The following is a 12,820-nucleotide window of genomic DNA, read 5'->3' on the forward strand; positions in this document are numbered from 1 at the left end:
TCATGACGCATCTCCGCGATCATCGGCTGCGGCATTGTCCGCAGAGAAGCTGTTTGCATCCGGGGTGCCGGACCACTCTTCCGCAGTTGTGGTATTACCCGGTGATGCACAGCCCATCACCACATTCAGCGCGGCCTCGCTACGCAGGATGGCGCGGCCGATGGCCTCGGAAATCTGCGGCACCACCGCGTCGCCGAAGGCCTCGACGATCAGACTTGCCGCAGACGTCCCCTTGCGGCTGCCGAGCGCAATGCGCGTGCCAGCCAGCCAGGCGGAAATCCCTGCATCCAGCCGTAGGTGATGGGCAAGGCCGCCGTTCCAGTCAGGCCATGGCTCCGCAACATCGCCGCCAGCATCCGCGCCCCGGCCCATTTGTCGGGCGCCCGGCCCGTCATCGCCCCGTCCATCACCGCATCCATGGTCGGGGATTTCCGGCGGTCGTAGGCCGGACTCCAGCCGTCCATCCGGCTGTCCCGTTTCGTCGGGGTCGGCAGGATTTCCGGCGCCTGTGACATCCCCGCATGGCGGCTGTTGTGCCCCTGCAACTGGCTCAGCAGATCGCCCCGACCACCCCGATCCGCATCCGTCTTCCTCGGTGTGGCGAGGATCATCCGCAGCGGATATGTCGATCCCGCCCCGCCGCCGGCGCCGTCCTTCATCCCGTCCGAGGCCATCGGCGTCGGCAGCAGGCGGTTGCGGAACAGATCGTAGATACCCGATTCCTTCATCGCCCGGCGCGCACCCGATCCTCCTTCCAGCCGGATACCACCCTGCTGGGATTGCGAGACGGGTGTCGGCAAGTTGCCGCGGATCGCAGCCAATGAGCCATGATCGCTTGCGGACATGGTTGGCGCCGATATCCGCAGCACCCACCACGCATGGCCAGCAGGCGTAGCCGTGCGCTTCCAGCTCGCCGAGCAGCCGGTCCGCGCCGCGAGTTCTGAGATTAGCGCTGTTTTCAAAAGCGAACCAGCGAGGGCGGCACTCGCTGACCAGCCGGATGGCCTCCAGGTAGAGGCCGGAGCGTTCGCCCTCGATCCCTTTGCCTTTGGTATTGGCGCTTGAGATGTCCTGGCAGGGCGGCGATCCGACGATGATGTTGGGCAGGGTTCCAAGGTCGGAAACAAGTCGAGCTGCCGTGAGGTCGCGGATATCTTCGTAAAGTCTGACATGGGGATTGTTCTCCGCGTAGAGGATGCGGCGCCATTCGATGATCTCGCAGGCGGCGATGGTAATGAACCCGGCGCGGTGCAGGCCGAGCGACCAGCCTCCTGCAGCGGCACTGAAGAGGTCGAGCGCGCGCATCATGGCAGGATGTCCCGGCGCTTGAGCCAGGCCGCGTGCTGCGCCTTCGTATAGCTGCAGAAGGGCTGGTCGGCCGCGAGGCGGTTATGGATATGCCGCCAATGCTCGGGCGAGACAGTGCAGGGATCGATCTTCAGCGCCTCGATGGCGTCGATTGCCTGCAACACGCGCTCGACCTTCGGCCAGCCGACGGCGCTTAGCAGGATCTCAGCGCCGGGGCGGATGAAGGGCAGGGTCTGGAACGGCTCTGCGCGGGTGACGGCGCGCAGGATGTCGAGGTTTGAGGCCACGGTGCCGTAATCGTTCCCGGCCCAGCGGACCAGCGCGAAGATGCTGCCGGGCGCAAAGCCGACAATCCGGCGGCTGCGGTCGATCCGCGCATCATGGCAGAAGCGACCGAAGCGCAGCCAGCGCTCGTTCTTCTTTTGCTGCCAGATCAGCTCCACCAGCGTGAGGGCAGGAGGCTCCGCGCCTGTGGTATCGTGATGCGCGGTGCTCATTCCTCGCCTCCTTCCGCAGCCGGAAAGGGCGAAAAATGATGCGAGATCCCGGCGGCCGGGCGGTGGTTGTCGTTTTTCCAGGTTTCGTGAATCGAACCGTCAGAAGAATCTCGCTTTTCCAATGGATTGGCAGAGGGCGACTGGTTCCATGTTTGTGAATCGGGCTCGTGGTAATCCGGGTTTGCGTACTGGTTTCTGTGCAGATCTTGCGCCACCTGATCGTCGCTGATCGAGTGGTCCGGCTTGGAAACCAAGGGGTTCTGGGCAGTATTCGGTTCCGGGATCGCGAACCCAGTTCGCGTATCATGGAGCGAGTTCATGAAACCTCGCCCCGGTTCGCGAAACCTGGCACCCCGACAGCGGTTATCCACCGGTCCGCGCGCCCCTGCTATGTTAGATTTCTTTGGGTTATATAAGTTAAGGGGCGGATTCGCGCTGTCAGGCCAAAGGTTTAGCTGCGATCCGTGCGTGTGATGTACAGATGGTCCTGCGTGTGATGTACAAATAGTGGGTGCGTGCGAAGTACAGATGCCTTTCACAGCTTTTCCACAGGACGCGCCGGTCATCGCGACGGGCGTGATGTGAAGACATTCCCGGCCCTCGCATATCAACCGTGACAGCCGGTAGCCCGGCAGAGGCTGGCGCAGGATCAGGCGGCGCATTTGCAGCGCGAAGTCGGATGGCCGTGCGAGGCTGCCGGACTTTTGGTGCAGATGCGCGAAGTCGAAGCGCCACCCGTCCGGCTGGTGGCCGGCATGTTTGCGGGCGACGCGGTAGAGCCAGCGTTCCAGCCCGCCCTTCAGCCGGAAATAGGCCGGATCGATGGCCAGCACGAGCGTGCGGTCGATGACGCCGCGATAGAACCAGTCGGGCAGCACGAACTCCATGCCCTCGACACGGCCGTCCTGCCGGGTCAGCAACTCCCATTCGTTGATCCAGGAGAACCGGTGCTGCCGCCAGTGCTGGCCGTGGCGGATCGTGGTGCGGATCGAGGTCGATTGCAGCCGGTCGAGCGCGCCCTTCAGCAGGTCGTAGGCACGGATGCCCGTCCCGCGCCCGGTTGCGGTCAGCAGTTGGTAGGGCATGAAGCGCAGGAAGCGTGATGTGTTGAGGCCATAGTTCTCGGCCTCGACGATCTGGCTCGCTGCCCAGATCAGGACATCGGCGTCCCAGATCGTCGCCATGCCGTGCTCGGGCACGGCGAGAACCTCGACCTGAACATCCCCGGCGGCATAGCGGATCGGGATCGTGCGGCGGCTCTTGGCGAGCGAGAAGAACGGGCGTTCCATCAGGTCGCGCTGATCGCGCGGGCTGGCATCGCCGGTCGCGATCACGAAAGGATCGAGACGGGCGCGCTCGGAGCCGGGCAGGGGGCGGCGTGACATCGCGGCCTCAGCGCAGGGCGCGGCCGAGGGTCGGCGCGGGCTGGCGATTGTGGGGCCGTGCGGGCAGGATGCTGCCGCGCGGATCCGAGGTCGAGGCGACGGTGCCCCGCTCGGCCCAGGCCTCCAGCTCTTCGATGGCATAGACGACGCGGCCGCCGAGCTTGCGAAACAGCGGGCCGGTGCCATAGGTGCGATGCTTTTCCAGCGTGCGCGGCGACAGGCCGAGGAAATCGGCGGCGTCGCGGGTGCGCAGGAAGCGCGGCGGCAACAGGGCGGAATTGGCGTTCATGGAAACCTCCGTGGCGCAGGATGAGGCCGCTCCGGCGGGGCGGCGGATATGGGCCACGGTGGCGAAACAAACGGGCCGGGACGGAGGGGGAATGAAGGGGGGTGTAAAATCCCCCACCCCGGGCGGATCGCTGGTCGCTATCGGCGGCGAAAGCGCAGCAGCCTGCGATAGCCGCCGGCGATCATGGCGGCGCTGTCCTTCAGCAGGTCGCGGACGGTGTCGCGCAGCGGCGAGGTCCGCCAGTGCTCTTCGGCAACCCGCTCGATACCGAAGACGACCGCCGCGATCTCGCGCTGGCTGGCGCCATGCTCCCGGCCGTCGGCGGCGCGCAGCATGGCCTTCAGGCGGCGGCGCTGCTGCCCGGTGATGCGCCGGTCGGGCGGCACCTTGTAGCCGTTGAGATGGCGGAGCAGCCGGTCCAGCGCCGCGAGCCGATCGAGCCCGTCGCGGTCGAGCGGGATCATCACCGCAAGGGGATCGTCCGCCTTGCAGGCCACATCAGTGATCAGATGCAGGTCGGGTCCGATGCCGCGCAGCAGGATGTGCAACTCATTGGCTGCGATCCTGAGATCGCCGGACAGGAAGGCGCGCAGATTGGCGACGCCGGCCCGGGATGGCGGAGCGACGGCGACAAGACGCAGGACGGCCGTATCCGCGGCCTCGCTCCAGAGGACCGGCTGTTCAGTGGCGGCAAGGCGCGGCCGGGCCGGGAAATCGCAACCCCCACCGGCGTTCGAGCGGTTCGGGAAGCGGCTGGCCGAGATCGCCCGCCCGCCGCAGGGCGGCGTAATCCTTCTGATAATCGCCGTTGCGCCGCAGGCATTCCCAGGCAAGATGATCGACGCCCGCATGGTCGATGGCGTCATAGGTGGAGTCCGCGCGCCAGCGCGAGGTGTCGGGTCTCATGGCATTCCTCCCGCTGCACGGAGTGACACACGTCAGGAGCGAGAATGGTCCGGGCAATACAGCCGCGCGCGAAGCCCTTGTGCCGGAAACCGCCTTGCACCGCCGGCAATGCGCGGGATTGTCCGGAGATCAGTTCGGACGGCCCAGCCTCAGGATCCTGTAGCCGTGTTCCGTCATCCAGTGCGCCCGGGCAAGATGGCTGTCATAGACCCGGCGTGCGCGTTCAGGCTCAGTCGCGGGGTCGATGCCGAACAGTACCTCGACGGCTTCTTCCCAATCCGCGCCATCGGCCTCGGCATCGAGCAGTCGGAGGTAGAGCTTGACATGATCGCGGTCGTAATCGGTGAGCAGATCGCCGGTCGGCGCGTCGTCGCGGAAGGAGAGGGCGGTCATGCGGTCCTTTCCTGATGCTGAGGGTTCCCGCACCATAGCGTAAGGGCGGGACCGGTAAACCGGGATTTGCCTCCCGTTGCCTGCTTGCGCCAGCTATCGTCACCGGGAGGTATCCTATCCGGCTGAATTCGCCAGATAACATATTATAGTTGATAAACTTATAGTATGTAAATCGCGATCTTGCCGCGCATGGATATGCGCAAACTGGTCGGCCGGAACTTTGCCCGCCTGCGTCGGGAGAAGGGCCTGACGCAGGAGGAGGTGGAGGTACGTTCGGGCCTGAGCCAGCAATATCTCAGCGGCCTGGAAAATGGTCGCCGCAATCCGACGGTGATCACGCTCTATGAACTGGCGCAGGCCCTGGGCGTCAGCCATGTCGAGCTGGTCGCGCCCGACGACCAGAACTGACGGCGGGTTCGGAGAGATATGCAACGCAACGACTGCCGATCCGCGAGGACCGGCGGCACGTCGATGTCCGGGCCTCACGGCCTGAGCCAGCGCCAGGGCTGATTGGCTCCTGCGCGGCGGTAGGACAGGCGGCGGCAGCGGAAGGCATTCCAGAGGTAATGCAGCGGCTCGTAGCCATGCCACCAGTCGGCGTCGATATCGCCGCAGCGGCCCTCGAAGAGCAGCGCGCCGCTTGCGTCATAGAGGCGGAACTCCATCGGCAGGGCGTCGCCCTGATCCGGGGTGCCGCGGGCGGGAGCGCCGTCAGCGGCTTCGCCGAGGCCGAGGCAATTGCCCCAATGATCGGTGGTGATGATCCAGCGCATGGTCGTATTCCTTTCCGGTGAAGCTGGAGGGGGAGGCGCCCGCCCTGTCGGCGGGGCGCCGGTGTGAGGAAGGGGGGGCGGCTTATGCCGCCACCCCGCGGTGCCGACGGGAAGCGAGGCGCTTGCTGGCCGTGGCGTGATGCTCGGCGCTCAGCTCGATGCCCAGCCAGTCGCGTCCGAGGGACTGCGCCGCCGCCAGCGTCGAGCCCGAACCGCAGAACGGGTCGAGGACCAGATCGCCCGGCTGCGAGAAGGCCCGGATCAGCGGCATCAGCGCCTCGACCGGCTTCTGCGTCGGATGCAGGCGGTTGCCGGTATAGGGGAAGTCGATCACATCCGGGATCGGATCCTCGGGGCGGGCGACATTGCCCTTGGCCAGCAGGTAGGCCTGTTCGTGCTCGTAGCGCAGGAAGGTAGCCGAGGAGGCATAGCGCTTGCGGAAGACCAGATGGCCGACGATGCGGAACCCCGCCGCCTTCCAGGCCTCGAAGAACAGGTCCACCTTGTTCCAGCCGTAGAAGGAGACCGCGAAGCCGCCGGGCTTGAGGACGCGGTGCGCCTCGGCGAAGGCGGGCTTCAGCCAGCGGGCATTGTCGTCATTGGCGACGGTGCGGCCGTCGCGGCCGCGATAGCGGGTGATGTAGGGCGGATCGGTCAGGATGAAATCGACCGAGTTCGCCTCCATGCCGGTCATCAGGCGGGTGCAGTCGCCGTTCAGGACGGTGTTGCGGGGTGTGGTGAGCGGGGTGGCCGGGGCGTCGCCGCGTGGCTGGCGGGAGAAGGCAGAACCGGAGGAAGCGGTGCTGGTGGTATTGGTGAAGGTTGCCATCGTCGTGATCCTTTTTGCTCGACCGGGCCGCGCCCGTCGCGGCCCCGATGGCGGTCGCAGGACCGGAGGCGATCGGCCTCGCACCCGGAACGGGCGCAGCGCAGCGCCCGACGGCCCGGGGCCGGTTCTTTTTGCAGCGCAGAGGCCGCGAGGAGCCCGGCTGGCCCGGGCGGGGAAAAAGGACCGGCGGGACGTTGCGTTCGGCGGATCGAGCCGCAGGCGGTCTTCGGTCAGACCAGCCAGTTGTTCGGGGTTGCGACGGGTATGGTCCCGTGTCAGGCAATGAAGGAAGGATCGCGGCGGTGGTGACCGGCACCGGCCAGCCCGACATATGAAGGGTTCCAGCCCCCGTCGGTTGCACCAGAGGTATAACCGGTCCCTGCGATGAGCCCCAGTCAATCCCGACTGGCGATGCCCCGCCGGATATATGACCTGCATGGAAAGAACCTAGCGATCATCCTGACCAGCTTGGCATCACCCGCAGCGCGGCGCCAGGCAGAACCAGAGGCAGGACGCCATTCTGCGCCCGGCAGGCCGTCCCGCCTTTGCCGAGGTGCATTCCGTCCAGCCCGGCGCCGAGGTCACCTTCTGCCGGACTGGAATCTGGACCTGTTGAAGATGGCGGAAGGCGTGGGGTTCGCGTCCGGCCAGATGTCGGGATCCGCAATCGCTGCGCCGTTCCCGCGACTTTCCTCTGCTACGAGCACGAGCAGTTCACCAGAACCTGCCGCAATAGCCCTCCCGGATCATGATCGCGGCGAGATCCTCCCCGTCCGGCAACCGGCAGCTTCCGATCTTGCGGTCGTGGCTGCTCCTGCCGTTCAGGGCGCAGCTCAGGGTGAGATTCTGGTCAACAACCAGTTCGCGCATTCGGGCCGTGGCGGTCTGCCCCTCCTTCGTATCGCGCTCGGCGCAATCGAGCGAGCCGAAGCGGATCGGCCTGCCCGCGACCTCGATCGTGTCGCCGTCGCGGATATGCGTCACCGGCCCCTCGACGGATTCCAGCGCGGTGAGGTCGGGCAAGCGCCCGAGATATTCGGGGAAGCGTTCGATGGCGAAGAACCCTAGGGTCAACGCGGCCGCCATCGCGCCGAGAATCCTGCCCGGTGAAACCCGCATGGTCCGGTGGGAGCCACCTGTTCTGGCCCGGTTCCGCGATGCCCGGTATCGGCGAGGAGGTGATTTTCTGCTCATGGGGCGGTGTCTATCCGGCCCTGCCGGTCCGCACCACGTCTGATGCCTACAATTGCCCCGATAGCCGGTCTGCATTAAACCTGCGGCATAACAAACGGGGATACCGATGACCGATATCGATCTGACCGCCTTGTCGCTTGCCGAGCTGAAGCAGCTGGAAAAGAGCGTCGCCAAAGCAATCTCCAGCTTTGAGGATCGCCAGAAGGCCGAGGCTTTTGCAAAAGTGAACGCGCTCGCCAATGAACTCGGCTTCCCTCTGGCCGATCTGGTGGGCTTCGCTCCGGCGCGGAAGCGGTCCGAGTCTATCGCGAAATATCGCCATCCGGAGAACCCGGAGATTACCTGGTCGGGTCGTGGGCGCAAACCGGCATGGATCGCCGAAGCCCTCGCCGCCGGAAAATCTCTCGAGGATTTCGCGATCTGATAGGAGGGTGCGGCTTGTCTCAGCTTTACAACGCAGTTCGTCTGCATGTGTCCCTCGCGGAAATCGAGCCGCCGATCTGGCGGCGGTTCGTGGTCCCGGCTGAGTGGACGTTGGATAAACTGCACCTGGTTCTGCAGGCCGGATTCAGTTGGACCGACAGCCATCTGCATGAGTTCCGCATCGGCGGGTTGCGCTATGGTGATCTCGACTTGCTTGATGACGGATATGGCGGGCCGAGGATCTTCGACTATACCGAGGTCCGGCTGGCAGATTTTGTCGGGGGAGATTCCACCTTCACCTATCTCTACGACTTCGGCGACGACTGGCAGCATGTCATCAGAATCGAGGAGTGGCTGTCGCTCGATCCAGTTCCCCGCCATGCCGAATGCCTCGAAGGCGCTCGTGCCCGGCCACCCGAAGACGTCGGCGGTCCGTGGTCATATGGCGACTTCCTGGAAGCGATCCGCGATCAGGACCATGACGATCATGAAGCGAACCTCCGCTGGGCGGGTGGGCATTTCGACCCGGAATGGTTCGATCTCGACCTGATCAACAAGGACCTACGGAATACGTTCCGTGCGAATGTGCGCCGGCGGCTGCACCAGCCGAAGCCCAAGACATAGCACGATGTGATTAACGGCGCGGCGGTTGCATTGGGCGGAGAGCGGCCGTTCGCTGCGGGTGCGAAGAATTGATTAGTGGTTCGCAACAGCAGACCTTCAAAAGTTGATCGCTTAGGGACCACCAGCAGCAGTGACCCACCACTGAACAGCGCTTGCCGTTAAGCTGCCGACGATACCAAGTGCCAGCGCAACCAAGACATAAACGCCAATGATTATCAAACTGGTCTTTCTCGTCTGTAGTTTCACAAATGCTGAAAAGCCTTGTAGCGAATTCTGCGCTTTGCCTTCGAACTGTTTTCGCCAGTGATAGACTACCATTCCGTCTTCTAAGCCGTGGGGGACATAGTCCTTCCAGATCTGGGTCTCGAGCAAACGGCTTTTATGCCACTCGGCATGGGATGATGTGATAGACGATGTCACTGGGACCACGGCCAAGAATACGATACGTGAAACATCGGCGAGACCATATGGAGCAGCATCTGCTGCTGCTTCAATTGCTGTCGGAAGTGTGCGTGCCTCATTTAGGCGACAATCGATATACTCAATTTCCTCAAAGCCGCTGGCCCAAGCTCTGTCTTTTGGTCTGATCGCGGTCACAAATGGTCGCGTATCGTGCTTGGGCGGCAGTAGACGCAGGCGGAAATAGCCACATTCTGGACTGCCGTTGCATTGTCTCGCAAGTGATTCCAATGCCATCGACGTAATCGAGATTAAAGTTCCTCCCTCTTTCTCCTTGACGTCGAGTTCACTGGGGTCGATCGAGCCGTTTTCGGGCGAGAAGAGATGGACGTGGCAATAGGTGTTGGTGCCGATTCTCAGCTCTACCGATTTGCCGCTCGGCTTTTTTGTTGATGATAGGGTTTCGTTGAAAATACCTTGAGCGAGTTCAGTCGATGCAAACTCTGGTCCAAGGTCTACAATATTTTCACGTCGCAATGGGAAAGGAACAAAAATTCGGATCGCCGACAACGCCGACGGATCGCTCGGCATCACTCCGATCTCTACGAAGTCTCGGCGCTTCGTGCCTGAAAAGTGCCAGAGGTTGACATGAAACTCCGTCCGGACGTCAACGTCGGCGGCTGAACGTTCGCACCAGAATGCGATGGATTTGTTGTCAGACATCGGGTTCGGCCTCTTGCACAGTGCTTAGCACTCGGGCTAGCGCTTCTTCATCGCCGCCGTCTACAAAATGAATGGGTATGCTCAAGTTATCTGCAATTTCGCGCGCGACTGTAATTGCAATCTTTTGTTGCTTGGCTAGAGAATCGACACTCCGCTCGGGCCGTACGCGACTCGCATCGCGTTCACGGTTGCGATGGATGTTTTGCGGTTTATCCTCGATAAAGATCACGAAGTCAGGATTGATCTCGCGAAAAACATCTGAGCCGATATGAACCAACCCATCAGGGGTATCAATGACAACATGTGCATCCAGAATAATGAGGGTCTTACCAGGATCAATGTATCGGTTGAACGCTTCGAGCAGAGCCGCCTGGTTGTTGTCAATGTCAAGAGCGCGAAGGTGGTCCTGAGACGTTACTTGTCCGTCCGTTCGTGCGAGTGAGTCTCGGATCAGTGTGCTTGCAGAGAGAATTTGCATTGGGACGGCCGCGCCTACTCTCTCGAGCAACCACGTCTTCCCAACACCGGAAATGCCAGCAACAATGCCCACTCTACGCGTCAAAGCGGGAACCCAAAGTTGCAGCGATCCAAGGCTTTGCGAAGTCGTCCGCCCTTTAGCTCGATGATGGATTGTGGCGGGTGCCCGGCAAAAATCCCTGTATCCTGCAACTCGTCCAGCAAGATCGGCGGATCGATGTAATCGACGAGTAGGTAATTGATGACTTTGACTGGATCATCGACTGTAGCTTGATAGTCCTCCAGTTCTTTTTCGCTGTAAACAGAGCGTCCGCCAGTCAGCTTCATAAGGTCTTTGGTAGACGTTGCGAGTGAGACATCGTCAAGAATACCAACCGCCGTCAATGCTTGGGACGGGTTCTCGATCGATTTGCCTTTGTAAAAGAACAGGACTGACCCCGGCGGGCCAAGGTTTGATGGCGCGCGGCAGAGGTAGACCTTTCGAATGGTGTTGCCTGGCCGTTTTGGACCGGAGCCGTGACCGGTGTCTCGAAACATGTCCGGCTGACGCGCGTCGCGGAGATCTGGATAAAGAACGTCATGGTAGTCTTCTTTGATTGGGATGACAAAACCACGTACGCCCGCATCGGCAACGAAACGCGGATAGCTTCTTCGGTCTGTTTCGTAGACCGAGGTCCCATCAATGCGGGTCAGTTGTGTATTCGAGAACGAGCGCTCGAGAACAAGTTCACCATCCGAACCCTTGGTTCCAGTCTTCTCGAACCCATAGAACTCTAGCAGCGCGATCAGAGCATCTTGATCTGGGTAGGCCGTCAAATATGCCAAATCATAATCGTTCTTTTGCGCGAACCATAGTACCTTCTTGAGCAGCAGCTCGCCCAGTTTAATACCCCGTTTTTCTGGACTTACCTTGAAGGTGCAAATTTTCAAGATCTTTTGAGCTTTGTGCGTTGCGTCGGTATTAGCTCCAGTTTCGTCCTTACGAACAATCAGACCGGCAATCTCATCGTTGTCGTATACGACCCAGCAGGGGCGCCGTTCCGCTACACATTTGGTTTTCCACCACTCATTGAACTCAGGATATCCCTCACGAAGACTATCGAAAAAACTGTCGGTAATCGGTATCGTGTGGGCAGAAACATCCGCCACATGCCGAATAGGTACGGCGCGCGGTTCGTAAGTTGTTGTGAGGAGTTGAGCCGCGTCGGCGATGAACAACACGCGGTTTGCGAGGTCCGGTGCGTGTTTCTGCGCCCGTTCGTGTAGCCCCTGATCCTCTGTGACAAGAAAGTCTGAGGCGTTAATCGAGAGCGCGTGCAGCAGGGTGGCATCGACCTCATCATTGTGTTTTCGTATCCTGCCGAATGCCTGCTGAAGGTCGTCTTTGGTGACGCCCTTAACCTTTTCGAGGATCTGAAACTTGTCGACCTTGCTCAGCGAAATGGTGCGGCGCGCAACATCCTTATCGCGATTGATATCATCGCGCGCGGCTTCGTGAACTAGAACATCAACCTTGTGCTTTGCCGCCAGTTGAGAAAACTTAGCGTATGCAGGTTTGACGGTGTGATTGTCTTCGAGGCCGATGATGATGTTCGTATCAATGAGATACGACTGAGTGCTCATCTTTCAGGGCCTTTCTAAGATCGCGTTTCGCATACAAAAATGACTGGGGCGGCTCAAAGCCAAATCGTTCTCTTAGGTCGGTAAGCTCTACAGGTGTTTCGAACGGTCGGGCATTTGAGAATTCCAGAGCAAAGCCCTCGTCAAGACCTTCAAAGTAGCGGTCGAATTCCGGTCGCTCGATAAATGCGACATCCGCGTAACGTCGCCAAATTTCTTCAATGGCCAACTTCTTGACAGACGAAATCTCTGCTACGCCGACCATCGCGCGTTCCGGGGATGTCGAGTAAATGTAGGCGATCGTGCCCTTAGGTGCCGACGCTGGGAACCTGCGCCGAAGCTCAACAGTCTTCTCACCCGACATGATCCGGCTGCTAAATTGCGGCCGAATACTAAGCACAATATCCCTGTGAGGTCGAAATGGCTCTTCCGTAAAAATCGGGAGTACAAGTTGGTCTTCATGGTCGAGTTCAACGTCAAACGCTTCGCGCACTTGGAGACACAACGAGCTACTAGCATCAAAGGCCGCGCTAACTTGAAGTGTTCCGCCAAGCGCTTCCACGTACTTTTGGACTGTGGAGAGCTGCATGTCAGCGCGCCCCTTTTCGAACTTTGATACGGATGCCTGTCCAACATTGAGCAGTTCGGCCATTTCTGCTTGCGTCAGCCCAGAGAGTCTTCGAATCTCTTTGAGTGCTTCACCTATCTTCGGGGATTGCTCATCCAAGCTTGATGCCCGAACCTCTACGACCTTGCCATGTAACTTGCCCATACTGCTCACCCCTCTTTTCCTTCAGCTTGTAGTAGCAATGAGTATGCCTTACAAGGAATATCTGAGAAGCGGTGTCAAGATGTTGTGGAAACCTGCACTGGTGTCAGCACTCCTAGTCGGGGAGTGCACATCTTGGATCCATCATGCAACGGTCGGTCGCATTAAGCTAACCATTCATTTGACAGCCATCTGCATTGCCCTGGCTGCT

The 12,820-nt window shown here is 60.9% G+C and carries 17 protein-coding genes; 3 read left to right on the forward strand and 14 right to left on the reverse strand.

Annotated features, from left to right (window positions below; genetic code table 11):
* From JWJ88_RS15025 to JWJ88_RS15050, 7 genes are all read right to left on the reverse strand, one after another.
* Positions 1–1,308, reverse strand: coding sequence for a DNA cytosine methyltransferase (locus tag JWJ88_RS15025; RefSeq protein WP_205296576.1), 1,308 nt, complete (start codon positions 1,306–1,308; stop codon positions 1–3).
* On the reverse strand, positions 1,305–1,805 hold the full coding sequence (locus JWJ88_RS15030) for a DUF2840 domain-containing protein (protein ID WP_152367802.1): 501 nt from the start codon (positions 1,803–1,805) through the stop codon (positions 1,305–1,307). The genes JWJ88_RS15025 and JWJ88_RS15030 overlap by 4 nt, the downstream gene beginning before the upstream one ends.
* Positions 1,802–3,190, reverse strand: a complete 1,389-nt coding sequence (locus tag JWJ88_RS15035) for a replication initiator protein A (protein WP_205296577.1) — start codon at positions 3,188–3,190, stop codon at positions 1,802–1,804. The genes JWJ88_RS15030 and JWJ88_RS15035 overlap by 4 nt, the downstream gene beginning before the upstream one ends.
* Positions 3,191–3,197: 7 nt before the next feature.
* A complete protein-coding gene (locus JWJ88_RS15040) occupies positions 3,198–3,479 on the reverse strand; it encodes a helix-turn-helix transcriptional regulator (RefSeq protein ID WP_205296578.1) in 282 nt (93 codons plus the stop codon).
* Between the two features lie 137 nt (positions 3,480–3,616).
* Positions 3,617–3,943 (reverse strand): DUF2285 domain-containing protein, encoded by a 327-nt coding sequence (locus tag JWJ88_RS22195; protein ID WP_407673945.1) that lies wholly within the window; start codon positions 3,941–3,943, stop codon positions 3,617–3,619.
* A gap of 217 nt (positions 3,944–4,160) precedes the next feature.
* A complete protein-coding gene (locus tag JWJ88_RS22200) occupies positions 4,161–4,385 on the reverse strand; it encodes a transcriptional regulator domain-containing protein (protein WP_407673930.1) in 225 nt (74 codons plus the stop codon).
* Between the two features lie 129 nt (positions 4,386–4,514).
* Positions 4,515–4,778, reverse strand: a complete 264-nt coding sequence (locus tag JWJ88_RS15050) for a DNA -binding domain-containing protein (protein ID WP_205296579.1) — start codon at positions 4,776–4,778, stop codon at positions 4,515–4,517.
* A gap of 195 nt (positions 4,779–4,973) precedes the next feature.
* Between JWJ88_RS15050 and JWJ88_RS15055 the strand changes: the two genes are divergently transcribed.
* On the forward strand, positions 4,974–5,186 hold the full coding sequence (locus JWJ88_RS15055) for a helix-turn-helix domain-containing protein (RefSeq protein WP_240200340.1): 213 nt from the start codon (positions 4,974–4,976) through the stop codon (positions 5,184–5,186).
* Positions 5,187–5,260: 74 nt separating this feature from the next.
* Here JWJ88_RS15055 and JWJ88_RS15060 read toward each other — a convergent pair whose 3' ends face one another.
* From JWJ88_RS15060 to JWJ88_RS15070, 3 genes are all read right to left on the reverse strand, one after another.
* Complete coding sequence (locus tag JWJ88_RS15060; RefSeq protein WP_205296581.1) at positions 5,261–5,551, reverse strand: hypothetical protein; 291 nt, start codon at positions 5,549–5,551, stop codon at positions 5,261–5,263.
* 82 nt (positions 5,552–5,633) lie between these two features.
* Positions 5,634–6,380: a DNA methyltransferase gene (locus JWJ88_RS15065; RefSeq protein WP_205296582.1), complete on the reverse strand. Its 747-nt coding sequence runs from the start codon at positions 6,378–6,380 to the stop codon at positions 5,634–5,636.
* A 714-nt stretch (positions 6,381–7,094) separates the two neighbouring features.
* Positions 7,095–7,466 carry a thermonuclease family protein gene (locus tag JWJ88_RS15070; protein WP_205296585.1) on the reverse strand — a complete coding sequence of 124 codons (372 nt, stop codon included), beginning with the start codon at positions 7,464–7,466 and terminating at the stop codon, positions 7,095–7,097.
* 214 nt (positions 7,467–7,680) lie between these two features.
* Here JWJ88_RS15070 and JWJ88_RS15075 point away from each other — a divergent pair, with 214 nt between their 5' ends.
* A complete protein-coding gene (locus JWJ88_RS15075) occupies positions 7,681–7,998 on the forward strand; it encodes an H-NS histone family protein (protein ID WP_205296586.1) in 318 nt (105 codons plus the stop codon).
* 14 nt (positions 7,999–8,012) lie between these two features.
* Positions 8,013–8,621 (forward strand): plasmid pRiA4b ORF-3 family protein, encoded by a 609-nt coding sequence (locus JWJ88_RS15080; protein ID WP_205296587.1) that lies wholly within the window; start codon positions 8,013–8,015, stop codon positions 8,619–8,621.
* Between the two features lie 111 nt (positions 8,622–8,732).
* On the opposite strand, the gene JWJ88_RS15085 is transcribed toward JWJ88_RS15080, so the two are convergent.
* The 4 genes from JWJ88_RS15085 to JWJ88_RS15100 form a co-directional block, all read right to left on the reverse strand.
* On the reverse strand, positions 8,733–9,743 hold the full coding sequence (locus JWJ88_RS15085) for a hypothetical protein (protein ID WP_205296589.1): 1,011 nt from the start codon (positions 9,741–9,743) through the stop codon (positions 8,733–8,735).
* Positions 9,736–10,221: an AAA family ATPase gene (locus tag JWJ88_RS15090; RefSeq protein ID WP_240200341.1), complete on the reverse strand. Its 486-nt coding sequence runs from the start codon at positions 10,219–10,221 to the stop codon at positions 9,736–9,738. The genes JWJ88_RS15085 and JWJ88_RS15090 overlap by 8 nt, the downstream gene beginning before the upstream one ends.
* An 80-nt stretch (positions 10,222–10,301) precedes the next feature.
* The gene (locus JWJ88_RS15095) at positions 10,302–11,843 is read right to left on the reverse strand and encodes a GNAT family N-acetyltransferase (RefSeq protein ID WP_205296593.1); all 1,542 of its coding nucleotides are present in this window, start codon (positions 11,841–11,843) and stop codon (positions 10,302–10,304) included.
* Positions 11,818–12,612 (reverse strand): helix-turn-helix domain-containing protein, encoded by a 795-nt coding sequence (locus JWJ88_RS15100; RefSeq protein WP_240200370.1) that lies wholly within the window; start codon positions 12,610–12,612, stop codon positions 11,818–11,820. Before JWJ88_RS15100 ends, JWJ88_RS15095 begins: the two co-directional genes overlap by 26 nt.
* Positions 12,613–12,820 lie beyond the last annotated feature (208 nt).

Source organism: Paracoccus methylovorus, assembly GCF_016919705.1.
GTDB classification, from domain to species: Bacteria; Pseudomonadota; Alphaproteobacteria; order Rhodobacterales; family Rhodobacteraceae; genus Paracoccus; species Paracoccus methylovorus.

Bases quoted from the DNA above. Each gene is read 5' to 3' on its own strand.
- JWJ88_RS15025 (WP_205296576.1), bottom strand. From the start codon at position 1,308: ATGATGCGCGCGCTCGACCTCTTCAGTGCCGCTGCAGGAGGCTGGTCG.
- JWJ88_RS15030 (WP_152367802.1), bottom strand. From the start codon at position 1,805: ATGAGCACCGCGCATCACGATACCACAGGCGCGGAGCCTCCTGCCCTC.
- JWJ88_RS15035 (WP_205296577.1), bottom strand. From the start codon at position 3,190: ATGTCACGCCGCCCCCTGCCCGGCTCCGAGCGCGCCCGTCTCGATCCT.
- JWJ88_RS15040 (WP_205296578.1), bottom strand. From the start codon at position 3,479: ATGAACGCCAATTCCGCCCTGTTGCCGCCGCGCTTCCTGCGCACCCGC.
- JWJ88_RS22195 (WP_407673945.1), bottom strand. From the start codon at position 3,943: ATGATCCCGCTCGACCGCGACGGGCTCGATCGGCTCGCGGCGCTGGAC.
- JWJ88_RS22200 (WP_407673930.1), bottom strand. From the start codon at position 4,385: ATGAGACCCGACACCTCGCGCTGGCGCGCGGACTCCACCTATGACGCC.
- JWJ88_RS15050 (WP_205296579.1), bottom strand. From the start codon at position 4,778: ATGACCGCCCTCTCCTTCCGCGACGACGCGCCGACCGGCGATCTGCTC.
- JWJ88_RS15055 (WP_240200340.1), top strand. From the start codon at position 4,974: ATGCGCAAACTGGTCGGCCGGAACTTTGCCCGCCTGCGTCGGGAGAAG.
- JWJ88_RS15060 (WP_205296581.1), bottom strand. From the start codon at position 5,551: ATGCGCTGGATCATCACCACCGATCATTGGGGCAATTGCCTCGGCCTC.
- JWJ88_RS15065 (WP_205296582.1), bottom strand. From the start codon at position 6,380: ATGGCAACCTTCACCAATACCACCAGCACCGCTTCCTCCGGTTCTGCC.
- JWJ88_RS15070 (WP_205296585.1), bottom strand. From the start codon at position 7,466: ATGGCGGCCGCGTTGACCCTAGGGTTCTTCGCCATCGAACGCTTCCCC.
- JWJ88_RS15075 (WP_205296586.1), top strand. From the start codon at position 7,681: ATGACCGATATCGATCTGACCGCCTTGTCGCTTGCCGAGCTGAAGCAG.
- JWJ88_RS15085 (WP_205296589.1), bottom strand. From the start codon at position 9,743: ATGTCTGACAACAAATCCATCGCATTCTGGTGCGAACGTTCAGCCGCC.
- JWJ88_RS15090 (WP_240200341.1), bottom strand. From the start codon at position 10,221: ATGCAAATTCTCTCTGCAAGCACACTGATCCGAGACTCACTCGCACGA.
- JWJ88_RS15095 (WP_205296593.1), bottom strand. From the start codon at position 11,843: ATGAGCACTCAGTCGTATCTCATTGATACGAACATCATCATCGGCCTC.
- JWJ88_RS15100 (WP_240200370.1), bottom strand. From the start codon at position 12,612: ATGGGCAAGTTACATGGCAAGGTCGTAGAGGTTCGGGCATCAAGCTTG.